Here is a 23,035-nt window from a genome sequence, read left to right as displayed (position 1 = left end):
CGAACGATGTCGATAAACGCGCCGGCAAAGCGTTGCGCGGCGCGAACCAGAACGGATCAGGCCGTCGCCGGTGGTGCGCGCGGATTGGACGGAGTGCGGGCGCGGGCGAAATCGCGATGCCGGAAGGCCGGCAGGAAAAAGGCGATGGTTTCGACGGAAAGGCTGCGAGCCAGGCTCCCCGCGGCATCGGGTGGCGCGTAGACCGCCGAAACGAGGTTGCAGCCAAGCATGCAGCAACCCGGCATGTGCTGCTGATGCGGATCGCCGGCGGGGAGTTGCGTCGCACCGTCATGGGTGCAGATCGTGTTGCCGAAAGCATCGAATTGCGAGGCGTTCGGCGCGCCGCCGGAAGCAAACGCGCCGAACATCGACTGGAACATGAAAAGCCACGCCGCGGCGAACGCGACCGGCATGCTCCATCGTCTCCGGCGTATGGTCAAGAACCAGCCTCTTCACGCAGCAACGTCAGCTCTCTAGCACGGAGCCGGCGGCCGGAAAATCGCCAAAACGCTGCTGCGGCAACGCAACACAATCACGCGCGTTGCGGCTGCCTGCCCTCGGGAATGGACGTCAGCAGCGTGTGGCGGGCCGATTTCAGGTGCTTGCGGCAGGCGGCGTCGACCTTGGCGAGATCGCGCGATTTGAGCGCGGCGATATAGGCGAGATGCTCCTGGACCGCGACTTCGTTGCGCTCGCGCTCCTGCGCCTTGTTCCACTGGTAGTGGTAGTGGAAGATCATGGCGATGACGTCGTAGAAATCGACGATGAAGCGGTTGTGCGACGCCCGATGGATCAGCCGGTGAAAGCGCTCGTCAAGCTCGGAGAATTCGTTGAAGCGCACGGCGATCTCGCGCTCCAGCCGGTGATGCTCGTCTTCCAGGTGGTCGAGGTCGGCCCACACCGGGCTGTCCTCGGGCAGAGCGGCAAAGGCTGCGGCCGAGCGCAGTTCGAACATCTCGCGGATTTCGGTCAACTCCAGCGCGAAGGCGCGGGTAAAGCCTTTCAGCACCCAGTGACTGTTGCGGCGCTTCTCGATCAGCCCAAAGCGCGAGAAGCGGATCAGGAATTCGCGCACGCTGGTGGTGCCGACGCCGATCTCACGCGCCAGTTCGAGCTCGTTGATCTGCATGCCGGCTTCGGCACCGCTGGCAAGCAGCCGCCGCATGAAGGAGCGCTCGATGATCTCGGCCAGCGTGTCGGTTTCTTCCTCGGGGAAGAAATCGTCCGGTCGCGGTTCGCGCAGGACCGTCTTGCTGCGCTTGTTCCAATCGATCAGCCCGGTTTCTTCCATGCGCGCAAGGATAGTGCGGACCGTCGTGCGGCTGACGCCGAGCAGCGTACCCAGCTCCGGCTCCGAAGGCAGGCTCCTGGTTTCGTCGAGCAGCCTCAGACCGCGATTATAGGCGTCCTTGTAAACGTTGTTGCTCTTCGACATCCCCTGCCCCGTGGCGCATCGGCGTTTGCGGCCAGTGTGAAGCGTTTCTCGCGCATGAAACCGGTACCTTTTCGGAAAACATCATGCGCAACGCTAGTTTTGGTTGTAGAGCCTACTTCTCGCATCCAAAAGACGCGTCGCGCTCTGGCGAAAAAACAATTGACGCAAAAATGTTTTTTCACGATAAAAGACATTATATGTTAAGAGCCGCGTGTCAATCCGCTCGCGCACCCAGGAACACACCCAGGAAGCTCCCGTGAACGCCGCAAACAGCATTCTTCTGTCTCCCGCCGACAATGTCGCGGTCGCCAATGGCCGCATCGAGATCGGCACCGTGCTGCCGGGCGGCGCCGTCGCCGCCGCAGTGATCGAGCCGGGCCACAAAGTGGCGATCAAGCCGATTGCGGCCGGCGAGGCCGTGGTCAAATACGCCCAGGCGATCGGCCGCGCCACGCAAAACATCGCGCCCGGCGAGCATGTCCATTCGCACAATCTGGTCTTCGAAAGCGGGCGTTTGCCGGTAGTGCCGCCGAACGAGGCAGTGCATGCGACCGAGGCCGACCGCGCCCGCACCTTCATGGGCTACCGCCGCGCCGACGGCCGCGCCGGCACGCGCAACTTCATCGGCATTCTTGCCAGCGTCAATTGCTCGGCCACCGTCTGCCACGCCATCGCTGACGCGGCGAACCGCACGCTTCTGCCGCAATATCCTGGCATCGACGGCTTCGTCCCGATCGTCCACGGCCAGGGCTGCGGCATGAGCGCCACCGGCGACGGCATGATGGTGCTACACCGCACGCTGGCCGGCTATGCCCGTCATCCGAATTTTGGTGGTGTGCTGATGGTCGGGCTCGGCTGCGAGGTCAACCAGCTCACCCTCTACGGCCAGAAGGGCGTTGCCGCGGGAAAACGCCATTTCAACATCCAGGAAGCCGGCGGCTCGCGCAAATCGGTCGAGAAGGCGCTGGTCGTGCTGGCCGAGATCGCCGAAGAGGTCGGCAAGCTTCAGCGTGAGCCGATCCCGGTCAGCGAGATCGTCGTCGGCCTGCAATGCGGCGGCTCCGACGGCATGTCCGGCATCACCGCCAATCCGGCGCTGGGTGCCGCGGTCGACATTTTGGCCGGCGTCGGCGGTGTCGGCATCCTCTCCGAGACGACGGAGATCTACGGCGCCGAGCACCTGCTCGCTTATCGCGCCGCAACCCCCGAGATCGCCGCCAAGCTCGACGGTTATGTGAAATGGTGGGAAGACCACGTCGCCAAGCATGGCGCATCGATCGACAACAATCCCTCACCGGGTAACAAGCGCGGCGGCCTGACCACCATCCTGGAAAAGTCGCTCGGCGCGGTCGCCAAGGGCGGCCAGACGCCGCTCAACGGCGTCTTCGGCTATGCCGAAAAGGTCACCGGGCACGGGCTGGTGTTCATGGACACGCCCGGCTACGACCCGGTCTCGGCCACCGGCCAGGTGGCGGGCGGCGCCAACGTCATCGTCTTCACCACAGGCCGCGGCTCCTGCTTCGGCTGCCGGCCGACGCCGTCGATCAAGGTCGCCAGCAACTCGACCATGTATCACACGATGGAGGAGGACATGGACGTGAATTGCGGCGTCATCGCCTCGGGCGAAAAGACCATCGCCGGCATGGGCCGCGAGATCTTCGAACTGATCGTCGAGACGGCTTCGGGCCGCAAGACCAAGAGCGAAGAGTTCGGCTACGGCGACAACGAGTTCGTGCCGTGGCACCTCGGAGCGACGCTCTAAGCCGGTCGCAAACACCTGACGTGATTGCCAGGTGTCACAGTTCGTACACCCCGAAAAAGAATGAACATTCCATATTGACTGTATGATGGAATTAATATTCCATACGACATATTGGAGGAGATTGGCAGCGGAGTTCCGAGGGAGCAAGCTTTCCCGCCCAGCCATTCGAGCGGCCATCAAACATCGCTTGCGCCGACCGAGGTGATGCACTATCAAAATGCGGTAAATGTTTTTTATTGATAAAGTTCCGTTTGGGCCGCGCCATCCGAATGGAGCTTCCGTAACATTCACCGGGCGACTTAGGGAGGACTCCTAATGAAATTCGTGACCAGCATTCTCAATCGCCGCGCCTTCGTGGCACTCGCAGCCGCCTCGATGCTTGCCGGCGTGATGCACTCGGCCCCGGCATCCGCGGCCGACGCGACCATTCCGATCATCGTCAAGGACACCACGTCCTTCTACTGGCAGATCGTTCTGGCGGGAGCCCGCAAGGCCGGCAAGGACCTCGGCGTCAACGTGCCGGAGCTCGGCGCCCAGGCCGAGACCGACGTCAACGGCCAGATCTCGATCCTTGAAAATGCCGTCGCCGGCAACCCGGCGGCCGTCGTCATTGCGCCGACCGAAGCCAAGGCGCTCGGCAAGCCGATCGACGAGGCCGCCACCAAGGTCAAGATCATCGGCATCGACTCTGGCGCCGACTCCAAGGCCTTCACCTCGTTCCTGACCACCGACAACATCCAGGGCGGCCGCGTTGCCGCTGACGGCCTTGCCGCAGCCATCGGCGAAGCCAATGGCGGCAAGGTCGAGGGCGACGTCGCCCTGATCACCGCTCTTCCGGGCGCCGGCTCGCTCGAACAGCGCGCCCAGGGTTTTAAGGAACAGCTCGCTGCCAAATATCCGGGCCTCAAGCTGGTCGCCGACAAATACGCCGACGGCCAGGCCACCACCGGCCTCAACATCGCCACCGACCTGATCACCGCCAACCCCAACCTCAAGGGCATCTTCGCCTCCAACCTGATCATGGCGCAGGGCGTCGGCCAGGCGATCGCCGAGAACAGTCTTGCCGGCAAGGTCGGGCTGGTCGGTTTCGACAGCGACGAGAAGCTGATCAAGTTCCTCAACGACGGCGTCATTTCGGCTCTCGTCGTCCAGGATCCGTACCGGATGGGCTATGACGGCATCAAGACGGCGCTCGCCGCCTCGAAGGGCGAGAAGGTCGAGGCCAATGTCGACACGGGCGCCAATTTGGTCACCAAGGCCAACATGAAGGATCCGAAGATCGACGCGCTGCTCAACCCGAAGCTCGACTGAGCATAGCCTCAGGTGAACTGTTTCCGGGGCCTTTTCGCCCCGGAAACATCCCACTCGTGCCAATCGCGAGGCCAATCTTTGGGGGCCAATCTGGGAGGATTGTCATGATGTCGACGGCGCAGGAACTCCATCCGGCCCCAACGCTGGAACCGGGCAGGACCATCCTCGAACTCCGCGGGCTGGAAAAGCGCTATCCCGGCACCCATGCGCTGAAGCCGGTCGATCTCGCCTTCAAGGCCGGCGAGATCCACGCCATCGTCGGCGAGAACGGCGCCGGCAAATCCACCCTGATCAAGCTTCTGACCGGCGTCATGCCGCGCACCTCCGGCGACGTCATCTGGGAGGGCAAGCCTGCCGCATTGGCAACGCCGCATGAGGCGATGGCGCTCGGCATCAATGCCGTGCATCAGGAAGTCGTCCTGTGCCGCCATCTCACCGTCGCCGCCAACATGTTCCTCGGCGAGGAGGATTCCCGCTTCGGCATCCTGCAGCAGCGGGCGATGGTCAGGCAGGCGCAGAAGATCATCGACGATCTCGGCTTCGACCTGCCGGCGCATGTCATGCTGGGTGACCTGACCATCGGCCAGCAGCAGTTGATCGCCGCCGCCCGCGCCACAGTGCGCGGCACTAAATTCCTGATCTTCGACGAGCCGACCGCCTATCTTACCCGCAAGGAGGCCGACCAGCTGTTCACGCTGATCCGCCGGCTGAAGGGCGAAGGCGTCACCATCATCTACATCAGCCATCGCATGGAAGAAGTGTTCGAGCTCGCCGACCGCGTCTCGGTGCTGCGCGACGGCACGCTGGTCGGCACCAGGAACATTGCCGAGACCAATGACGCCGAGCTGGTCAAGATGATGATCAACCGCTCGATCGAGCAGGTCTACCACAAGGAGCATTTCACCCCCGGCGCGACCATCGTCGAAACCAGGAACCTGTCCGGCAAGGGTTTCGAAAATGTCTCGATGTCCGTCCGCGCCGGCGAGATCGTCGGCCTCTACGGCCTGATCGGCGCCGGGCGCAGCGAGTTCGTCACCACGCTCTATGGCCGGCACCGCAAATCGGCCGGCCAGATCCTCTGGGAGGGCAAAGAGGTCAAGGTCAATTCCGAACATGACGCGATCAGGCTCGGCATGGCGCTGGCCCCGGAAAGCCGCCGCGACCAGGGCCTCTGCCTCAACCTGCCGGTCGGACTCAACCTCAATCTGCCGATCTACAAGCGCATCTCCAGCAATCTGCTGATCTCCCGCGCGCAGGAAAAGGCGCAAGCCGATCGCCAGATCGCCGACCTGCGCATCAAGACGCCGACGCGCGGCGCGCTGGCCTCCAGCCTGTCCGGCGGTAACCAGCAGAAGATCGTCATCGGCAAATGGCTCGCCCATGGCGCCAAGCTATTCATCTTCGACGAGCCGACTGTCGGCGTCGACGTCGGCACCAAGGCCGAGATCTACCGCCTGTTCGGCGCGCTGTTGTCCAAGGGAGCCGGCATCATCCTGATCTCGTCCTACCTGCCCGAGGTTTATGAACTCGCCGACACGCTGCACGTGTTCCGGCGCGGCAAGCTGGTGGCCACGCACGGCTTTCGTACCGCTGACCACGAGGAGATCCTCACCCAGGCGCTGGCCGAGAAACAAGAAAAACCGGGAGGACGGATATGAGCACCGAGGCGATCGCTGCCGAAAGGCCGAAACGCAACTACAACGCCCTGTTCGGGCTGACACTGCTGGCGCTGCTGGTTCTTTTATGGATCATCCTGTCGGTGGCGACGCCAAGCTTCGCCTCCGCCAACAACATCTCCAACCTGTTGCGGCAAGGGTCGATGATCGCCATCCTGGCGGTCGGCCAGACCTTCGTCATCATCACCGGCGGCATCGACCTTTCCGTCGGCGCCGTGGTCGGCTTCGCCACCGTCATCGTCGCGATGCTGATCAACGCCGGCACACCGGTTTTCCTCGCCATCCTGATCACCTTGCTGGTCGGCGTCGCCATCGGCATGTTCCATGGGTTCGGCATCGTCAAGATGGGCCTGCCGCCCTTCATCATCACCCTGGCAACGCTGACCTCGCTGCGCGGCATCGGTCTGTTGATGACCAATGGCAACTCGATCTCGATCAACAACGACGCCTTCCAGACGTTCTCGCGCAGTTCCTTCGCCGGCGTCCCCAATCTGTTCTGGATGGTGATCCTGGTCGGCATCCCAGCCTACATCTTCCTGCACCACAGCCGCTGGGGCCGCTATCTGTTCTCGGTCGGCTCCAACGCCGAGGCGTCGCGCCTGTCAGGCGTCAACGTCCAGCGCACCATCTACATGGCCTACACGCTATCCGGGCTGTGTGCGGCCTTCGTCGGCGTGCTGCTTGCCTCGCGCATCGGCATCGGCAATCCGACGCAGGCCGAGGGCTGGGAATTGCAGGCGATCGCCTCCTCGGTGATCGGCGGCACCTCGCTGTTCGGCGCTGTCGGCTCCGTGCACGGACCGCTGCTCGGCGCCTTCATCCTTGCCACCATCAACAACGGCGCCAATCTGCTCAACGTCAACGCCTTCTGGCAGCGCATCATCACCGGCGTGCTGATCATCGTCATCGTCTATTTCGACGGGCTGCGCCGCCGCGGCAAATAGACCGCCTCCCAACAATCGCCGGCCTCGCCACAGCAGGGCCGGCAGTGCCATGAACCGACTGGATTGAAGCATGAAAGCCGTCGTCTGCCGCTCGCCCGGCGAACTTGTCCTCGAAGATCGTCCGGCGCCTGGCGCGCCCCCCGCCGGCTGGGCGCTGGTCGCCGTCAGCCATGTCGGCATCTGCGGCACCGACTATCACATCTTCGAAGGCAAGCACCCGTTCCTCGCCTATCCCCGCATTATGGGCCACGAGGTTTCCGGCACCGTGATCGAGGTTGGCGTGGACGTCGATCTCGCCGTCGGCGAAGCGGTGATCGTCAATCCCTATCTCGCCTGCGGCAAATGCATCGCCTGCCGGCAAGGCAAGCCGAATTGCTGCGTCAGGATCGAGGTGCTCGGCGTCCACCGCGACGGCGCCATGTGCGAGCAGATCCTGGTGCCGGCGCAAAATCTTTATCCGGCAAACGGCTTGTCGCTGGCCGATGCTGCCGCCGTCGAATTCCTGGCGATCGGCGCCCATGCCGTGCGGCGCTCGCTGGCTGATCCAGGTGCGCGCACGCTGGTCATCGGCGCCGGCCCGATCGGGCTCGGCACGGCGCTGTTCGCCCGCATCGCCGGGCTCGATGTGACGCTGCTCGACATGAGCGCTGAACGGCTTGGCTTTGCCGAAAGCGAACTCGGCTTCGCGACGCTCGACGGCTCGCGGGGCGCTGCTGCCGACCTGGTGCGCGAAGCAACCGGCGGCGACGGCTTCGACGTGGTTTTCGATGCCACCGGCAACACCCGGTCTGTGCAGTCGGCCTTCGCTCATGTCGCGCACGGCGGGGCGCTGGTCCTGGTCAGCGTCGTCAAGGACGACATCGCCTTTTCCGATCCCGAATTCCACAAGCGCGAGATGATGCTGATCGGCAGCCGCAACGCCCTGCGTGCCGATTTCGATCATGTCGCCGCCTCGATCCGCAACGGCGCGCTGCCGCTGGCAAAGCTTGTGACGCACCGCACCACGCTTGGCGAGACGCCGCACGACCTCGCCCGCTGGGCGCATGAGAAGTCTGGCCTGATCAAGGCTGTCATTCAGGTCGGATGATGCCAGGGCTGCCGTATCTCAGAGCGCCGACAATTTGAGCTCGATCCGCTCGGCCGGGAAGCGCGACTCCGAAAACTGTATCGGCTGACCGTCGGGCGTGACGTTGACGGCGACCGTCACCAGCACGATGGCGCCGGGCTGCAGCTCGAGGTCCGCAAGGTCGACGGCATCGGCATGGCGCGCCGACAGCACGGTCGATTGCCTGAGATAGTCGTCGATGCCGAAACGTGCCAGCGATGCGGTGATCGAACCGGTTTCCGCCATGGCGGCATCGATGCCGGCAAAGCGCTTGGCATCGAACCAGCCGGCAGCGCGGGACACCGGCATTCCATCGGCTTCGCCGCGCGTTTCCAGGCGTATCACATCGGCGCCCGTCGCAAGGCCTAAGCCCTCTGCGACACGACGGTTGGCCGGCTCGACCGATGACGCGAGCAAGGTGATATGCCGCTCGGACGCCTGTCCTTGCAATCCCTCGGAAAAGCGGGTGCGAGCGCCGATCGGATAAGACAGCCGCTTGCGCGACAGCACGAAGGTGCCGCGCCCCTGCTCCGCCCTGAGCACGCCCTCCTGCACCAGCGCTGCGATAGCGCTACGCACCGTATGGCGGTTGACGCCATAGCGTCCGGCCAACGCGATCTCCGGCGGCAGCGCGGCATTCTCGGGAAAATCGCCGACGGCGATCGAATGCAGTATCTGGTCGGCGATCTGTCGCCACAGCGCGACACCGCTGCGCCGCTCGATGCGGTTGGCTTGTCCGATCATCTCCCGCCCCAATTCTTTGCGCCGATCTTTTGGCCCGTGTCACGTGCCCGTCATGGACACGCGCTAGATAACGAGTATAATTTGTATAGTTGTCTATATCAATAGACAAATTCACGCAAACGAGGAGTACGGCCATGCGAGGACGGGAAGCGCGAGAGCAGGCCGAGCGCAAGGCCGTGATGGCGACGCTGGCGCAATCGGCCGGCGACGACATCGTCCGCCTGTGGGACGAAACCGGCCTGCCCTGCGAAGCGGAACTTCTGCGTGGCCCCGAAACCGGCCTGGTTACGGTACGCGGCCGCATCGGCGGCGGTGGTGCCCCTTTCAATGTCGGCGAAGCGACGGTCACCCGTGCCACGGTGCGGCTTGCGTCCGGCCATGTCGGCCACTGCTACGCACTTGGTCGCGACAAGCAGAAGGCAAGGCTGGCGGCGATCGCCGATGCGCTGTGGCAGGACCCGGCCCACCGCAATGAGGTCGAGATCAGGATCGTTGCGCCATTGCAGGCGGCACTGGCCAAGGCGCGTGAACAGCGCCGCGCCGAGACGGCGGCGACCAAGGTCGATTTCTTCACCATGGTGCGCGGAGAAGACTGATGGATATCGCCACTCAATCCATTGAAGGCGGCTTCGCCGATCCGGTATTCAATGCCCAGACCGTATTCCGTGCCGTGATGGACGCGATGGCGCGGCCAGGTAGTGTGCAGCCGCTGCCGGCCCTCGCCCACCCCCCGGTGCCGCTGTCGGCCACCGCCGGGGCCGTTGCGCTGGCGCTGTGCGATAACGACACGCCGCTCTGGCTCGACCACGCCTTGCACGCTTCAGCGACGGTGAAATCCTGGCTTGGCTTTCATACCGGCGCGCCGCTGGCCAACACCCCGGCCGACGCGCATTTCGCGCTGATCGCCACGCCGGCCGAGATGATGGCGCTCGACGGGTTTTCGCAAGGCACCCAGGATTATCCCGATCGCTCCACGACGCTGATCCTCGAGGTCAGCGATCTTGTCTCCGGCGCTCCGCTGCTGCTCGAAGGCCCGGGCATCGAGAAGACGGCGACGATCGCGCCGGCGCAAATGCCGCGCCATTTCGTCGAGCAATGGAAGCAGAACAACCAGCGTTTTCCGCGTGGCGTCGACATCATCCTCGCCACGTCCGAAGCAATTGCCTGCCTGCCGCGCACGACGCGCATCAAGACGATGGAGGCATAGGATGTATGTCGCGGTAAAGGGTGGCGAAGCGGCCATTCGCGACGCCCACAAACTGCTCGCCGACCGCCGGCGCGGCGACCGCTCGGTGCCCGCACTTCGCCTCGACCAGATCGTCGAGCAGCTGGCGCTCGGCGTCGACCGGGTGATGAGCGAAGGTTCGCTCTACGACCGGGAATTGGCGGCACTCGCCATCGTCCAGGCGCGCGGCGACATGATCGAGGCGATCTTCCTGGTTCGCGCCTATCGCACGACGCTGCCGCGTTTCGGCTACACAAGGGCGATCGACACCGGCACGATGCTGGTCGAGCGACGGGTGTCGGCGACCTACAAGGACCTGCCCGGCGGCCAGCTGCTCGGCCCGACTTTCGACTACACCCACCGCCTGCTCGATCCCGAGCTCGCCGCCGGCGGCGATGTCGCCGAACCGGAGCAGCGCGCAGGCGAGGCGGAAGCCATGCCGCGCGTGTCGGCGATCCTCGCCCGCGAAGGCCTGATCGAGCCCGACGGCGACATGCCTGGGGATCATGTCCCCGGCGACATCACCCGCGAGCCGCTGGAATTCCCGATGGCGCGGGACATCCGCCTGCAGGCGCTGTCGCGCGGCGACGAGGGGTTTCTGCTGGCGCTTGGCTATTCAACCCAGCGCGGCTACGCGCGCAACCACCCGTTTGTCGGCGAGGTTCGCATCGGCGAGGTCGAACTGGAGCTCGAGGTGCCGGAGCTGCCCTTTGCCGTGCCGCTCGGCAGCATCCGCGTCACCGAGTGCCAGATGGTCAACCAGTTCAAGGGCTCGGCAAAGGCGCCGCCGCAATTCACCCGCGGCTATGGCCTCGTCTTCGGCCAGAGCGAGCGCAAGGCCATGGCCATGGCGCTATGCGACCGCGCGCTGCGCGCCTCGGAGTTGGGTGAGGATGTCATCGCCGCAGCGCAGGACGAGGAGTTCGTCATCTCGCATTCCGACAATGTCCAGGCGACCGGCTTCGTCGAGCATCTGAAGCTGCCGCATTATGTCGACTTCCAGGCCGAGCTCGACCTCGTGCGCCGCATGCGCGCCGAGCATGATGCCCGCGAAAATGCCGGCAAGGCCGAAGAAAAGAGGGAGGCAGCGGAATGAGTGCACAACCAGCGGACATCGCCACCTACAACTTCGCCTATCTTGACGAGCAGACCAAGCGGATGATCCGCCGCGCCATCCTCAAGGGCATTGCCATCCCCGGCTACCAGGTGCCGTTTGCCTCGCGCGAAATGCCGATGCCCTATGGCTGGGGCACCGGCGGCGTGCAGGTCACCGCTTCGATCATTGGCCCGGACGATGTGCTCAAGGTCATCGACCAGGGCGCCGACGACACCACCAATGCGGTTTCGATCCGCGCCTTCTTCAAGAAGGTCGCCAATGTCGCCGTCACCACCGAGACGGCCAAGGCGACCATCATCCAGACGCGCCACCGCATTCCCGAATATCCGCTGCGTGCCGGCCAGGTGCTGGTCTATCAGGTGCCCATCCCCGAACCGCTGCGCTTCCTCGAACCACGCGAGACGGAGACGCGCAAGATGCATGCGCTGGAGGAATACGGTCTGATGCATGTAAAACTCTACGAAGACATCGCCAGGCATGGCCGCATCGCCACCACCTACGCCTACCCGGTCAAGGTTGAGGGCCGCTATGTGATGGATCCCTCGCCGACGCCGAAATTCGACAATCCGAAGATGCACCGTTCGCCGGCTTTGCAATTGTTCGGCGCCGGCCGCGAAAAGCGCATCTACGCGCTGCCGCCCTTCACCGATGTGGTCAGCCTCGATTTCGAGGACCATCCGTTCGAGGTGCAGACCTTCGACCAGCCCTGCGCGCTGTGCGCGGCCGAGAACGTCTATCTCGACGAGGTCATCCTCGACGACCATGGCGGCCACATGTTCGTCTGCTCCGATACCGATCATTGCGAGAGGCGGCGCAACGCCCCTACCTCCCCCTTGTGGGGAGGTCGCGCCGAAGGCGCGGGTGGGGGTACTGCCACCGCCTCACCCCCCACCCCGGCGCTACGCGCCGACCCTCCCCACGAGGGGGAGGGTAAGGAGAAGCAATGACAGACGAACCGCTGCTGCGCGTTTCGGCGCTGTCCAAATTCTACGGCTCGCGCGTCGGCTGCGAGAACGTCACTTTCGACCTCTGGTCGGGCGAAGTGCTGGCGGTGGTCGGCGAATCCGGTTCCGGCAAGACGACTTTGCTCAACTGCCTGTCAACTCGACTGCTGCCCAGCTCCGGCACCGCCAGCTACCGGATGCGCGACGGCCAGTTTCGCGAACTTTACCGCATGAGCGAGGCCGAGCGCCGCTTCCTGATGCGCACCGATTGGGGTTTTGTCCATCAGAACCCGGCCGACGGGCTGCGCATGACGGTGTCGGCCGGCGCCAATGTCGGCGAGCGGCTGATGGCGGTCGGCGACCGCCACTATGGAAAAATCCGCGCCACCGCGGTCGACTGGTTGTCGCGTGTCGAGATCGACGAAGACCGCATCGACGACGAGCCGCGCGCCTTTTCCGGAGGCATGCGCCAGCGCCTGCAGATCGCCCGCAACCTCGTCACCGGGCCGCGGCTGGTGTTCATGGACGAGCCAACCGGCGGCCTCGACGTCTCGGTGCAGGCGCGCCTGCTCGATCTGTTGCGCGGCCTAGTCACCGATCTCGGCCTGGCGGCCATCGTCGTCACCCACGATCTCGCCGTAGCACGTCTGCTGTCGCAGCGCATAATGGTGATGAAGGACGGCCGCGTCGTCGAAAGCGGCCTCACCGACCGCGTCCTCGACGATCCGCGCGCGCCCTACACCCAGTTGCTTGTGTCCTCGATCCTGCAGGTGTGACCATGGGACGCATTTGCCTGGCACCTACCCCCACCCCGCTGCTTCGCAGCGACCCTCCCCACAAGGGGGAGGGTAAAACGCCGGCGCCCTACCTCCCCATTGTGGGGAGGTCGGACCGAAGGTGGGGGTACTCCGGCCCGCAGACAAATGACGATTGGAGAACCCTCTGATGGCAACCCCGCTCGTTGTCTCCGATGTCGCGAAGAGCTTCACCATGCATCTGCGCGACGGCATCAAACTGCCGGTGGTCGCCGGTGTCTCGTTCGCGATCAGGGCCGGCGAATGCGCCGTGCTCGGCGGCCCGTCCGGCGCCGGCAAGAGCTCGATCCTGAAGATGCTCTACGGCAATTATGCCGCCGACGAAGGCCAGATCATCGTCCAGCACGAGGGCGGGCTGATCGATCTCGCAACCGCCAGCCCGCGCACCGTGCTTGCCGTGCGCCGGCTTACCATCGGCTATGTCAGCCAGTTCCTGCGCACCGTGCCGCGTGTCTCTGCGCTCGATGTCGTGGCCGAACCGCTGGTCGAGCGCGGCGAGGAGCGCGAGGTCGCGCACGGCAAGGCACGCGCCTTGCTGGCGCAGCTCAACCTGCCGGAGAAGCTCTGGGCGCTGCCGCCGGCGACGTTCTCCGGCGGTGAACAGCAGCGCGTCAACATCGCGCGCGGCTTCATCACCGAGCACCCGATCCTGCTGCTCGACGAGCCGACCGCTTCGCTCGACGCCAGGAACCGCGACGTGGTGATTTCCCTGATCGCCACCAAGAAGGCGGCGGGCGTCGCTTTGCTCGGCATCTTCCACGATCACGACGTGCGTGAGGCGGTGGCCGACCGTATCATCGACGTGACCGCCTTCGCCGCCGGAAAAATTGCCGCATGACCAGGAAACTGTCGGAGGCGCCGCTGATCCACGAGACGGCGGAAGTCGAGAACTCGACGCTTGGCCGCTGGACCGAGATCGCCGAGCGCTGCCGGGTTTCCGAAAGCACGCTCGGCGACTATTCCTACATGATGCAGGACTGCGGCGTCTGGTGCGCAACGATCGGCAAATTCGCCAACATCGCCGCAAGCGTGCGCATCAACGCTACCAACCATCCGACCTGGCGGCCGACGCTGCACCATTTCACCTATCGCGCCTCGGATTATTGGGACGACGCCGAGCACGAGAGCGAATTCTTCGCCAAGCGCCGCGCCAAACGCGTCACCATCGGCCACGACACCTGGCTCGGCCACGGCTCGACCATCCTGCCCGGCGTCACCGTCGGCGATGGCGCTGCGGTCGGTGCCGGCGCGGTGGTGTCGAAGGACGTCGCGCCCTACACCGTCGTCGCCGGCGTGCCGGCCAAGCCGATCCGCGAACGCTTCGACCGCCGCACCGCGGAGCGCTACCAGGCGCTCGCCTGGTGGGACTGGGACCATGCAAGGCTGCGCGCCGCGCTCGACGATTTTCGGGAATTGTCGGCGGAGGCGTTTCTGGAGAAATATGGCGGCTGAGGGTCGTGAATGGTGAATGGTGAATGTGAATGGGGGCAGCGGACAGGTTTCGAGGCTCAGGGAAGCCGTTCTTATCACCATTCACCATTCGAGCTTCTCGCGCCGAGTTGATCCCGCCCCGCTCCAGGCTGTGGGCAGTAACAAAACTGACATCGTTCCGACACCGCAGGTTCATGCGGCTGCGCTAGCCAGGGTAAACAGACCTTCAATTGCGATTGGACTGGAGCCTGCACCATGTCAGCTACGCTCGAAATCCGCGGCGTCACCCGCCGGTTCGGCAAGAACACCGCCGTCAGCAATGTTCACATCGCGATTCCGCAAGGCCAGATGGTCGGCATCATTGGCCGCTCCGGCGCCGGCAAATCGACGCTGCTGCGCATGATTAACCGCCTCATCGATCCCAGCCAGGGCTCCATCCTGTTCAACGGCGTCGAGGTCTCCGGGTTGCGCGGCTCACCGCTCCGGCGATGGCAGCGCGACTGCGCCATGATCTTCCAGCAGTTCAACCTGGTGCCGCGCCTCGATGTGCTGACCAATGTGCTGCTCGGCCGGCTCAATCACCGTTCGACCGTGTCCAACCTATTTGGCATGTTCTCCCGCGGTGAATGCGCCGAGGCGGTTGCAGCCCTCGAGCGCCTCGACATCGCCCGCACCGCCCTGCAGCCGGCCGGCACGCTTTCCGGCGGCCAGCAGCAGCGCGTTGCGATTGCGCGCGCCATGATGCAGCAGCCGAAGGTGTTGCTGGCGGATGAGCCGATTGCCTCGCTCGATCCGCTCAACGCCAAGGTGGTGATGGATTCGCTGCAGGATATCAATTTGCGCGAGGGCATCACCGTCATCACAAATCTGCATACGCTGGATACGGCCCGCACCTACTGCAACCGCATCATCGGCATGGCCGCCGGCAAGGTCGTCTTCGACGGCCCGCCTGAAGCCCTCAACCGCGAGGCCGTGCGCATGGTCTACGGCGCCGACAGCAATGGCGGCGAAATCTCCGAGGCCATCACCTCCACCAGTGTCGCCATCAAACAGAAAATCGCTGCATCCGCCGGACCGCTCGAGCCCGCATTCCCGGGATATTGAGAACGGCCTGATCGCCCGCCCGCGTCAAAGGCACCTGTCAAAAAATTCGAACGCTACCGGCGCGAGGCCGGGACCAACAGGAGAGAGATAATGTTCAGGAAGATGGTTTTTGGCGCCGTTTCATTGCTCGCCATCGCGGCAAGCGCCGCTCACGCCCAGGATATCAAGGAATTCCGCATCGGCATCCTTGGCGGTGAAAACGAAGCGGACCGGCTGCGCAACTTTCAGTGCCTCGCCGATCACCTGAAGTCCGAATTCGGCTTCGAGAAGGTCTCGCTGTTCCCGGCCGCCGACTATGACGGCGTTATCCAGGGCCTGCTCGGCGGCACGCTCGATTTCGCAGAGCTTGGCGCGTCGGGCTATGCCAGCGTCTACCTCAAGGATCCGAACGCCGTGACCCCGATCCTCACCACCCAGCAGACCGACGGCGCGACCGGCTATTATTCGATCGGCCTTGCGCTGAAGTCGTCCGGCATCACCGACATCAAGTCGGCCAAGGGCAAGAAGCTCGGCTATGCCGACCCGGATTCGACCTCCGGCTACCTGATCCCGCTGACCCAGATCCCGAAGGACACCGGCGCTTCGAACGAAACCTTCTTCGCCTCGACCCAGTTCAATGGCGGCCACGAGAACAACCTTCTCGCGGTTCGCGACGGCAAGGTCGATGTTGCGGTTGACGACTCCTCGGGCATCGGCGACTTCAAGAACGGCTACACCTCCGGCACCTTCCACAAGGAAGTCGCCAAGGGCGCCGTGGACCCCAACGATTTCGTTGAAGTCTGGCGCTCCGGCTTGATCCCGAACGGCCCGCTGGTCGTGCGCACCGCACTCGGCGGCGACATGAGCGCCAAGCTCGCCAACTTCTTCACCGGCCTGCCGGCCAAGGACAAGCCTTGCTTCGAGGCCATCGAAGGCGGCGATTTCACCGGCTATGTTCCGGTGAAGCCGGACTTCTACAGCGTCATCGTCGAAGCCCGCAAAGCCGCGATCGGCGGCTGACGACAATTTCGAAAAGGACGGCGTCCATTAGAGCGACGTGCGTCCACTTGGACGCACAAAGTACGCTCTAACACTTAGATGCCGCATCGTGCTTTCCGAAAGTCGACTTTCGGGCCGATGCGGTCGCCGCCCTTTTTGTGTGTCCGCTCGTGACCCCGTATGACCTTCGCCGCTACAATTCGTTCAGACGCGGTCCGGCAGGCAGCAGACGCCTGGCGACGCCAGACGTCCTTGCGACGGTTCTACACGGCGCTCGGCATCGGCTCACTGCTTGTCGCCATGTGCACAGCCATGTGGTTCGCCGACGAGGCCAATGCCGGACATTTCTTCGATCGGCTGCCGCACATACTGGATTTCCTTAGTTGGCTTGTTCCCAAGGACTGGAACGACGTCTGGCGGGCGCTGTTCGACATCACATCGCCGCACGACAAGGGCAGCCAAGAGTTCAACTTCCCGCTTGGCCGCGTCTATCTCTGGGGCGGCTTTTATCTACCCGAATATTTCGAGCTGATGCTCACCACGCTTAACGTGGCGCTGGTTTCCACTTTCATCGGCTTTGTCTTTGCGGTGCCCTTTTCCTTCATCGCCGCGCGCAACTTGACGCCGAGTCCGGTGCTCAGGCTCGTCGTCAAGCGCTTCATGGAACTGCTTCGCGCCTTCCCCGAGATCGTCATTGCCGGCCTGTTCGCAGCCATCCTCTCGACCGGCCCGGTCGCAGCCGTTATCGCCATCGGCCTGCATTCCATCGGCGCCCTCGGCAAGCTCTTCTACGAGATCAACGAAAACATCGACATGCGCGCCGAAGAAGGCCTGCGCGCGGTCGGCGCCAACTGGTTCGAGCGCGTGCGCTTTGCCGGCCTGCCGCAAGTGCTGCCCAATTTCATGTCCTACACGCTGCTCAGGATCGAGATCAATGTGCGTATCTCGACCATTATCGGCGCGGTCGGCGGTGGCGGCATCGGCGAGGAACTGAAGCTCTCCATCTCGCGCGGCTTCGGCGCCAAGACGCTGGCATTGGTGCTGCTGCTGTTCACGACGATCTTCCTCGTCGACCAGTTTTCCGCCTGGCTACGCCGCAAGCTCGTCGGCGAGCAGGCATTCATGATGGGTGCCTGACCATGATCCCAAAAAGTGGATTCCGGTTTTTGGAAAAGATCATGGCAAATCAACAAGAAGACGGCCCATGGCCGCAATGACCGCCGATGAGATGCGGTCGATCGAGGAGCGCTTTCCCCAAGTGTTCCGGCGGCCCTTGTACAAACGCTTCGGCCCGCTGGTCCTGTTCACCGGCATCCTGCTCTATCTCCTCTACGCCTTGTGGTTCTTCAGCCTGCCGCAAGTGCTGAGGGAATCGCACTGGGAGCGCCTGCCGCTCTTCCTGACGCAATGGATCAGCTACGATCTGCAGCCGGAATTCCGTCTCGACCAGCCTCAGATCACACCCAGATACCCGCGTTTTTCGGCGCTCGGCGAAGACCCGCATCCCGATTGGGTCATCACCAACGCCAACGGCTCCTACACCGTCCTGATCGACGGCCGGGCCAAATCGGTCACCTTCGACAAGGCCGAAGCGACGCTTGTCGCCAATGGCCAGGCGGTGCCGATGTCGTTGACCAGCGGCAAACCCGTAATATCCGGCCCGGTGCCGGAGTGGATCACCGCGCATGACGATGAGATCGTCGCCAGGATGGGCTTTGCCGGCGAGGTCCGCATAACCGTCGATCGCGTCAAGATCCGCAAACGCTTCCTCGGCTGGGCGAATTTCGTCTTCGACACACGCTCGCCCTTCTTCGGCAAGTCGCCCGGCGAGGTGGTCTCGTTGCTGATGTCCGGACCCCAGCTCAAGCCGGGCACATCAAACATTGCGCTGGCCGCCGACAATATCTGGAACAACGCCCAATGGCAGCATGGCGACGTCTGGACGAAGCTGTTCCAGACCATCGTCATGGCGTTTCTCGGCACCTTGCTCGGCGGCATCGTTGCCTTCCCGCTCGCCTTCTTCGCCGCCCGCAACATCACCCCGAGCGGCCTGCTTAGCCAGGTGCTAAAGCGGTTCTTCGATTTCATGCGTTCGGTCGACATGCTGATCTGGGCGCTGTTCTTCACCCGCGCCTTCGGCCCGGGCCCGCTTGCCGGCAGCGCCGCGATTTTCTTCACCGAGATCGGCACGCTCGGCAAAGTCTATTCGGAGGGCCTCGAGAACATCGACGACAAGCCACGCGAGGGCATCCAGTCGACCGGCGCCAACGGCTTGCTGGTGCAGCGCTATGGCGTGCTGCCGGAAGTGATCCCGGTCTTCATCAGCCAGACACTCTATCAGTGGGAATCCAACACCAGGGGCGCGACGATCATCGGCGCCGTCGGTGCCGGTGGTATCGGCCTGAAGCTCTGGGAGGCGATGCGCACCAATTCCAACTGGGCCAATGTCTTCTACATGGTGCTCTTGGTCCTGCTCGTCGTTTTCATCTTCGACAACATTTCCAATTTCCTGCGCCGCCGCTTGAGCAGGACGATCCACGACTACAACCGGATCCAGGCCGGCCAGGGCTGACAGAGGCGTTGCGCAGGCGTGCGGTTAGGGCGCCTTCCTCCATCCATTCCTGATATGCCTGTAGCCGTCGCGGTAGACGGCTTCCGGGCCTTCGGAAAAGTCGCGCCACACCTTGGTGGCCGCGGCCAGATCCTTCAGCGAGCGGCCGAACGCCTCGATCGTCAGCCAATCGTCATAACCGCTCTTGCGGATGGCAGAGAACGTCTCTTTCCAAGGGACGTGGCCGCGGCCCGGCACGCCGCGATCGTTCTCCGAAATGTGGATATGGACGATGTTCTTGCGGTTGCGCGTATAGGCCCCGATCGGGTCAGCCTCTTCGATGTTGGCATGGAACGTGTCGTACATCGCCTTGATGTGCGGCCGGTCGATCGTGTCGATATGCGCCGACAAATCGTCCATCGTGTTGAGCAGATAGCATTCGAAGCGGTTGAGCGCCTCCAGCCCGATGGTGACACCCTTGTTGCCGGCATGGTCACCGATGACGCGCTGCGAAGCGACCGAACGTTTTTTCTCGGCCGCCGTCGGCCCGCTGCCGGAGAAGACCCCGAGTGTCGAATGGAGCGGGCCGCTCAACGTGTTCGCGCCAAGCGCCTGAGCGCAGTCGATCGCCGATTTCATGTAGTCGATACCGGCCTTGCGCGTCGAGGCATCCGGCGAGATCAAATTCATCGCCGGATCGCCCATCGCCGAGACGGCGGTGCGTTGCAGCCCGATACGGTCGAGCAGCTCGCCGAGTTTCCTGTAGTTGTCCGGCGTGCCGGAGAAGACCGGTATCTCGACGCCGTCGAAGCCGGTCGCCTTGATGTCCCTCAACAACGGCTCGTGTTTTTTCGAGACACTGGTCGTCCACAACAACATGCACATGCCGATTTTCATCGACGCCCCTCCCCTTTTTACGGCCGGGCTTGCTCCTCCGGCGACTTCGCCACAAGCCCCCTCATCCGGCCGCTTCGTGGCCACCTTCTCCCCGCCGGGGAAAAGAGGTGAACGCCAGCGCCAACGATCTCCTCTCCCCACGAGGAAAGGTCGGATTGCCCCGAATTGCCTTGCAATTCGGCTGGCAATCCGGGTGACGGGGACTTCCCATTAACCGGGCGCAGCGATTAAAGCTTCGTCCACGCTCCGTTCTTCTTCGACGACTTCACGCAGGCCTCGATGAAGGCCATGCCCTCGACGCCGTCCTGCACGGTTGGGAAGACGACATCCTTAGCCGGCTTGCCGCCCTTCCGGCGCGCTGCACGAATAGCCCGCGCGGCTTCCTGATAGATGTTGGCGAAACCTTCGAGATAGCCTTCCGGATGCCCTGGCGGAACGCGGCTGACGCGCCCGGCGACGGGGAGCGCGCCGGCGCCATTACGGGTAATCAACTGCTTCGGCTGGCCGAACGGCGTGTACCAGAGATAGTTCGGGTCGGCCTGCACCCATTCGAGGCCGCCCTTCGAGCCGTAGATGCGCAATTTCAACCCGTTCTCGTGGCCGGGCGCCACCTGGCTTGCCCAGATCATTCCCTTGGCCGGGTGCGACCCGCCGACCGGCTTGAAGCGCAGCAGCACATTGATGTTGTCGTCGAGCAGCCTCCCCGGCACGAAGGCATCGAGATCGGCCGACAACGAATCGAGCTCCAGCCCGGAGACGAAACGGGCAAGGTTGTAGGCATGCGTGCCGATATCGCCCAGCGCACCGCCGGCACCCGCCTGCTTCGGGTCAGAGCGCCACGCAGCCTGCTTCTGGCCGGTGGCGGCCAGGTCTTCGGTCAGCCAGTCCTGCGGATATTCCGACTGCACGATGCGGATGTCGCCGAGCTGTCCCTTGGCCACCATCTCGCGTGCCTGCCGCACCATCGGATAGGCGGTGTAGTTATGCGTCAGCACGAACACCTTGCCGGTCTTTTCGACCAGCGCGGCCAACCTCTTCGCCTCGGCCAGCGACGTCGCCAGCGGCTTGTCGCAGATGACATGGATGCCGGCCTCGAGAAAAGCCTTGGCTGCCGGCACGTGCACATTGTTCGGCGTGACGATGGCCACCGCCTCGATGCCGTCCGGCCGCTCGGCCTCGGCCTTGGCCATCTCGGCATAGGAGCCGTAGCTGCGCGCCGGATCGAGCCCAAGCTCGGCCGCCGAGGCCTTGGCGCGCTCCGGATTCGACGACAAGGCGCCGGCAACCAGCACGAACTCGTTATCAATGCGCGCCGCGATGCGATGCACCGCGCCGATAAAGGCGCCTTGTCCGCCGCCAACCATGCCGTAACGGATCGGACCGCCTCCCGTTTCCGTCTTCGATGCGCCAACCATGATTTTCTCCCTCGTCACTGAAATACCCCTCCGCTTGAGGGGAAGGTGGCCCGCAGGGCCGGGTGGGGTTGGTTCATGCCGAGCTCTACGCCCAGCGACCCCACCCCGATCCGCTGCGTGGATCGACCCTCCCCTCGAGGGGGAGGGATATCTGTGCTAGATCCCCATCATGCCGCGCAGCACCTTTTTATCGGTCGTGCCGCCGGCGAAGTCGTCGAATGCTTTTTCCGTCACCCTGATGATGTGGTGCTGGATGAAGGGAGCGCCTTCGGCAGCACCATCCTCCGGGTGCTTGAGGCAGCATTCCCATTCCAGCACCGCCCATGAATCGTAATTGTATTGGGTGAGCTTGGAGAAGATGCCGCCGAAATCCACCTGCCCGTCACCGAGCGAGCGAAAACGCCCGGCACGGTTGGTCCAGCTCTGGTAACCGGAATAGACACCTTGCCGCCCGGTCGGATTGAACTCGGCATCCTTGACGTGGAACGCCTTGATCCGCTCGTGGTAGATGTCGATGAATTCGAGATAATCGAGCTGCTGCAGCAGGAAGTGCGACGGGTCGTAGTTGATGTTGCAGCGCTTATGGCCGCCGACCGCATCGAGGAACATCTCGAATGTCGCGCCGTCGAACACGTCCTCGCCCGGATGGATTTCGTAGCCGACATCGACGCCGTTCTCGTCATAAACGTCGAGGATCGGCTTCCAGCGCTTGCCGAGTTCGGCAAACGCTTCCTCGATCAATCCCGCCGGCCGCTGCGGCCAGGGGTAGAGGTATGGGAAGGCCAACGCTCCGCAAAACGACACCGACGCCTTGAGCCCGAGATTCTTCGACGCCTTGGCGGCGAACTTCATCTGTTCGACCGCCCATTGCTGCCTGGCTTTTGGATTGTTGTGCACCGCAGCCGGCGCAAAGCCGTCGAACTGCGCGTCATAGGCGGGATGCACCGCCACCAGTTGCCCCTGCAGATGCGTCGACAGTTCGGTGATTTCGACGCCGGCATCGGCGCAGATGCCCTTCACCTCGTCGCAATAGGCCTTGGAGGAGGCTGCCTTCTCGAGATCGAACAATCGGGCGTCCCATGTTGGGATCTGCACGCCCTTGTAGCCCAGACCAGCCGCCCATTTGGTGATCGAGGCCAGCGAATTGAACGGCGCGGCATCGCCCGCAAACTGCGCCAGGAACAGACCAGGCCCCTTCATCGTCGTCGGCATCGGCATCTCCCTATGTTTCACGACCAAGCATAGCGCCGATTGAAAACAGGGCCAGCGTCTTTGGTCTCTTTGCACAGCGCGCTCAGCGCTGCTATTCTGGTATTACCAAATGCCGAAATCTGGTCAAGCCATTTGACGCGCTGCGACGGTCCTGCAACCATGCCGAGTTAGGCCACATGTTTAAGCATAATCAATGGTCTAGCTAGGAACCAACGCTTGATGACAGCAGTTCTTGCCGTCCAGATAAAATTACTGTAGACCTCCCATCAGGCCCAATTGGTCGAACCAGTTTGCCAAAAATGCTGGGACGCCTTGGGGAGGAATCATGCGACACGCTTCGGCAGAGTGCGCCGCAGGCGAACTGGTACA

General features: G+C 63.5%; 22 protein-coding genes. 16 read left to right on the top strand and 6 right to left on the bottom strand.

Annotation, left to right across the window (positions count from 1 at the left end; genetic code table 11):
* Nucleotides 1-56: 56 nt before the first annotated feature.
* Both NKI41_RS27130 and NKI41_RS27125 read right to left on the bottom strand, forming a co-directional pair.
* Nucleotides 57-413, bottom strand: coding sequence for a DUF2946 family protein (locus NKI41_RS27130; RefSeq protein WP_352685872.1), 357 nt, complete (start codon nt 411-413; stop codon nt 57-59).
* A 119-nt stretch (nt 414-532) separates the two neighbouring features.
* A complete protein-coding gene (locus NKI41_RS27125; RefSeq protein ID WP_352685870.1) occupies nt 533-1,435 on the bottom strand; it encodes a GntR family transcriptional regulator in 903 nt (300 codons plus the stop codon).
* 256 nt (nt 1,436-1,691) lie between these two features.
* Between NKI41_RS27125 and NKI41_RS27120 the strand changes: the two genes are divergently transcribed.
* The 5 genes from NKI41_RS27120 to NKI41_RS27100 all read left to right on the top strand — a co-directional run bounded on the left by NKI41_RS27120 (nt 1,692) and on the right by NKI41_RS27100 (nt 8,215).
* Nucleotides 1,692-3,197: a UxaA family hydrolase gene (locus tag NKI41_RS27120; RefSeq protein WP_352685868.1), complete on the top strand. Its 1,506-nt coding sequence runs from the start codon at nt 1,692-1,694 to the stop codon at nt 3,195-3,197.
* Nucleotides 3,198-3,512: 315 nt separating this feature from the next.
* Entirely contained in the window at nt 3,513-4,508 is a 996-nt protein-coding gene (locus NKI41_RS27115) for an ABC transporter substrate-binding protein (RefSeq protein ID WP_023675208.1), read from the top strand.
* 104 nt (nt 4,509-4,612) lie between these two features.
* Complete coding sequence (locus NKI41_RS27110; RefSeq protein WP_352456805.1) at nt 4,613-6,166, top strand: sugar ABC transporter ATP-binding protein; 1,554 nt, start codon at nt 4,613-4,615, stop codon at nt 6,164-6,166.
* The gene (locus NKI41_RS27105; protein ID WP_352448376.1) at nt 6,163-7,128 is read left to right on the top strand and encodes an ABC transporter permease; all 966 of its coding nucleotides are present in this window, start codon (nt 6,163-6,165) and stop codon (nt 7,126-7,128) included. The genes NKI41_RS27110 and NKI41_RS27105 overlap by 4 nt, the downstream gene beginning before the upstream one ends.
* Nucleotides 7,129-7,198: 70 nt before the next feature.
* On the top strand, nt 7,199-8,215 hold the full coding sequence (locus NKI41_RS27100) for a zinc-binding alcohol dehydrogenase family protein (protein ID WP_352685866.1): 1,017 nt from the start codon (nt 7,199-7,201) through the stop codon (nt 8,213-8,215).
* Between the two features lie 18 nt (nt 8,216-8,233).
* Here NKI41_RS27100 and phnF read toward each other — a convergent pair whose 3' ends face one another.
* Nucleotides 8,234-8,977, bottom strand: coding sequence for a phosphonate metabolism transcriptional regulator PhnF (phnF, locus tag NKI41_RS27095; RefSeq protein WP_352685865.1), 744 nt, complete (start codon nt 8,975-8,977; stop codon nt 8,234-8,236).
* 134 nt (nt 8,978-9,111) lie between these two features.
* On the opposite strand from phnF, the gene phnG reads away from it, so the two are divergent.
* From phnG to phnE (NKI41_RS27040), 11 genes are all read left to right on the top strand, one after another.
* Nucleotides 9,112-9,573 (top strand): phosphonate C-P lyase system protein PhnG, encoded by a 462-nt coding sequence (phnG, locus tag NKI41_RS27090; RefSeq protein ID WP_352685863.1) that lies wholly within the window; start codon nt 9,112-9,114, stop codon nt 9,571-9,573.
* Entirely contained in the window at nt 9,573-10,184 is a 612-nt protein-coding gene (gene phnH, locus NKI41_RS27085; protein WP_352685862.1) for a phosphonate C-P lyase system protein PhnH, read from the top strand. The genes phnG and phnH overlap by 1 nt, the downstream gene beginning before the upstream one ends.
* A 1-nt stretch (nt 10,185) precedes the next feature.
* The gene (locus NKI41_RS27080) at nt 10,186-11,298 is read left to right on the top strand and encodes a carbon-phosphorus lyase complex subunit (RefSeq protein WP_352685860.1); all 1,113 of its coding nucleotides are present in this window, start codon (nt 10,186-10,188) and stop codon (nt 11,296-11,298) included.
* Nucleotides 11,295-12,266 (top strand): alpha-D-ribose 1-methylphosphonate 5-phosphate C-P-lyase PhnJ, encoded by a 972-nt coding sequence (locus NKI41_RS27075; protein WP_352685859.1) that lies wholly within the window; start codon nt 11,295-11,297, stop codon nt 12,264-12,266. Before NKI41_RS27080 ends, NKI41_RS27075 begins: the two co-directional genes overlap by 4 nt.
* A complete protein-coding gene (phnK, locus tag NKI41_RS27070) occupies nt 12,263-13,039 on the top strand; it encodes a phosphonate C-P lyase system protein PhnK (RefSeq protein ID WP_352685857.1) in 777 nt (258 codons plus the stop codon). The genes NKI41_RS27075 and phnK overlap by 4 nt, the downstream gene beginning before the upstream one ends.
* Before the next feature lie 169 nt (nt 13,040-13,208).
* Nucleotides 13,209-13,916 (top strand): phosphonate C-P lyase system protein PhnL, encoded by a 708-nt coding sequence (gene phnL, locus NKI41_RS27065; RefSeq protein ID WP_352685856.1) that lies wholly within the window; start codon nt 13,209-13,211, stop codon nt 13,914-13,916.
* The gene (locus tag NKI41_RS27060; RefSeq protein ID WP_352474087.1) at nt 13,913-14,530 is read left to right on the top strand and encodes a DapH/DapD/GlmU-related protein; all 618 of its coding nucleotides are present in this window, start codon (nt 13,913-13,915) and stop codon (nt 14,528-14,530) included. The genes phnL and NKI41_RS27060 overlap by 4 nt, the downstream gene beginning before the upstream one ends.
* A 234-nt stretch (nt 14,531-14,764) precedes the next feature.
* The gene (phnC, locus tag NKI41_RS27055) at nt 14,765-15,613 is read left to right on the top strand and encodes a phosphonate ABC transporter ATP-binding protein (protein ID WP_352474086.1); all 849 of its coding nucleotides are present in this window, start codon (nt 14,765-14,767) and stop codon (nt 15,611-15,613) included.
* 90 nt (nt 15,614-15,703) lie between these two features.
* Nucleotides 15,704-16,612: a phosphonate ABC transporter substrate-binding protein gene (gene phnD / locus NKI41_RS27050; protein WP_352474085.1), complete on the top strand. Its 909-nt coding sequence runs from the start codon at nt 15,704-15,706 to the stop codon at nt 16,610-16,612.
* Nucleotides 16,613-16,771: 159 nt separating this feature from the next.
* Nucleotides 16,772-17,728 carry a phosphonate ABC transporter, permease protein PhnE gene (gene phnE, locus NKI41_RS27045; RefSeq protein WP_352685854.1) on the top strand — a complete coding sequence of 319 codons (957 nt, stop codon included), beginning with the start codon at nt 16,772-16,774 and terminating at the stop codon, nt 17,726-17,728.
* A 67-nt stretch (nt 17,729-17,795) separates the two neighbouring features.
* The gene (gene phnE / locus NKI41_RS27040) at nt 17,796-19,163 is read left to right on the top strand and encodes a phosphonate ABC transporter, permease protein PhnE (RefSeq protein WP_352685852.1); all 1,368 of its coding nucleotides are present in this window, start codon (nt 17,796-17,798) and stop codon (nt 19,161-19,163) included.
* A 24-nt stretch (nt 19,164-19,187) separates the two neighbouring features.
* On the opposite strand, the gene NKI41_RS27035 is transcribed toward phnE (NKI41_RS27040), so the two are convergent.
* The 3 genes from NKI41_RS27035 to NKI41_RS27025 form a co-directional block, all read right to left on the bottom strand.
* The gene (locus NKI41_RS27035) at nt 19,188-20,039 is read right to left on the bottom strand and encodes a sugar phosphate isomerase/epimerase family protein (protein ID WP_352474079.1); all 852 of its coding nucleotides are present in this window, start codon (nt 20,037-20,039) and stop codon (nt 19,188-19,190) included.
* Between the two features lie 227 nt (nt 20,040-20,266).
* Entirely contained in the window at nt 20,267-21,454 is a 1,188-nt protein-coding gene (locus NKI41_RS27030; RefSeq protein WP_352685850.1) for a Gfo/Idh/MocA family protein, read from the bottom strand.
* Between the two features lie 156 nt (nt 21,455-21,610).
* Nucleotides 21,611-22,666, bottom strand: a complete 1,056-nt coding sequence (locus NKI41_RS27025; RefSeq protein ID WP_292661180.1) for a sugar phosphate isomerase/epimerase family protein — start codon at nt 22,664-22,666, stop codon at nt 21,611-21,613.
* Nucleotides 22,667-23,035: the final 369 nt, after the last annotated feature.

Source organism: Mesorhizobium sp. M0601, from assembly GCF_040320845.1.
In the GTDB taxonomy this organism is placed as follows: Bacteria; Pseudomonadota; Alphaproteobacteria; order Rhizobiales; family Rhizobiaceae; genus Mesorhizobium.
The sequence above is the reverse complement of the archived record's forward strand: the minus strand, read 5'-3'. Positions and strand labels throughout refer to the sequence as shown.

Coding starts and splice junctions, on each gene's coding strand:
- phnD (WP_352474085.1), top strand. CDS start 15,704: ATGTTCAGGAAGATGGTTTTTGGCGCCGTTTCATTGCTCGCCATCGCG.
- NKI41_RS27125 (WP_352685870.1), bottom strand. CDS start 1,435: ATGTCGAAGAGCAACAACGTTTACAAGGACGCCTATAATCGCGGTCTG.
- NKI41_RS27110 (WP_352456805.1), top strand. CDS start 4,613: ATGATGTCGACGGCGCAGGAACTCCATCCGGCCCCAACGCTGGAACCG.
- NKI41_RS27075 (WP_352685859.1), top strand. CDS start 11,295: ATGAGTGCACAACCAGCGGACATCGCCACCTACAACTTCGCCTATCTT.
- phnL (WP_352685856.1), top strand. CDS start 13,209: ATGGCAACCCCGCTCGTTGTCTCCGATGTCGCGAAGAGCTTCACCATG.
- phnC (WP_352474086.1), top strand. CDS start 14,765: ATGTCAGCTACGCTCGAAATCCGCGGCGTCACCCGCCGGTTCGGCAAG.
- NKI41_RS27080 (WP_352685860.1), top strand. CDS start 10,186: ATGTATGTCGCGGTAAAGGGTGGCGAAGCGGCCATTCGCGACGCCCAC.
- phnH (WP_352685862.1), top strand. CDS start 9,573: ATGGATATCGCCACTCAATCCATTGAAGGCGGCTTCGCCGATCCGGTA.
- phnE (WP_352685852.1), top strand. CDS start 17,796: ATGGCCGCAATGACCGCCGATGAGATGCGGTCGATCGAGGAGCGCTTT.
- phnE (WP_352685854.1), top strand. CDS start 16,772: ATGACCTTCGCCGCTACAATTCGTTCAGACGCGGTCCGGCAGGCAGCA.
- NKI41_RS27030 (WP_352685850.1), bottom strand. CDS start 21,454: ATGGTTGGCGCATCGAAGACGGAAACGGGAGGCGGTCCGATCCGTTAC.
- NKI41_RS27035 (WP_352474079.1), bottom strand. CDS start 20,039: ATGAAAATCGGCATGTGCATGTTGTTGTGGACGACCAGTGTCTCGAAA.
- NKI41_RS27025 (WP_292661180.1), bottom strand. CDS start 22,666: ATGCCGACGACGATGAAGGGGCCTGGTCTGTTCCTGGCGCAGTTTGCG.
- NKI41_RS27100 (WP_352685866.1), top strand. CDS start 7,199: ATGAAAGCCGTCGTCTGCCGCTCGCCCGGCGAACTTGTCCTCGAAGAT.
- NKI41_RS27115 (WP_023675208.1), top strand. CDS start 3,513: ATGAAATTCGTGACCAGCATTCTCAATCGCCGCGCCTTCGTGGCACTC.
- NKI41_RS27105 (WP_352448376.1), top strand. CDS start 6,163: ATGAGCACCGAGGCGATCGCTGCCGAAAGGCCGAAACGCAACTACAAC.
- phnK (WP_352685857.1), top strand. CDS start 12,263: ATGACAGACGAACCGCTGCTGCGCGTTTCGGCGCTGTCCAAATTCTAC.
- NKI41_RS27060 (WP_352474087.1), top strand. CDS start 13,913: ATGACCAGGAAACTGTCGGAGGCGCCGCTGATCCACGAGACGGCGGAA.
- NKI41_RS27130 (WP_352685872.1), bottom strand. CDS start 413: ATGCCGGTCGCGTTCGCCGCGGCGTGGCTTTTCATGTTCCAGTCGATG.
- phnF (WP_352685865.1), bottom strand. CDS start 8,977: ATGATCGGACAAGCCAACCGCATCGAGCGGCGCAGCGGTGTCGCGCTG.
- phnG (WP_352685863.1), top strand. CDS start 9,112: ATGCGAGGACGGGAAGCGCGAGAGCAGGCCGAGCGCAAGGCCGTGATG.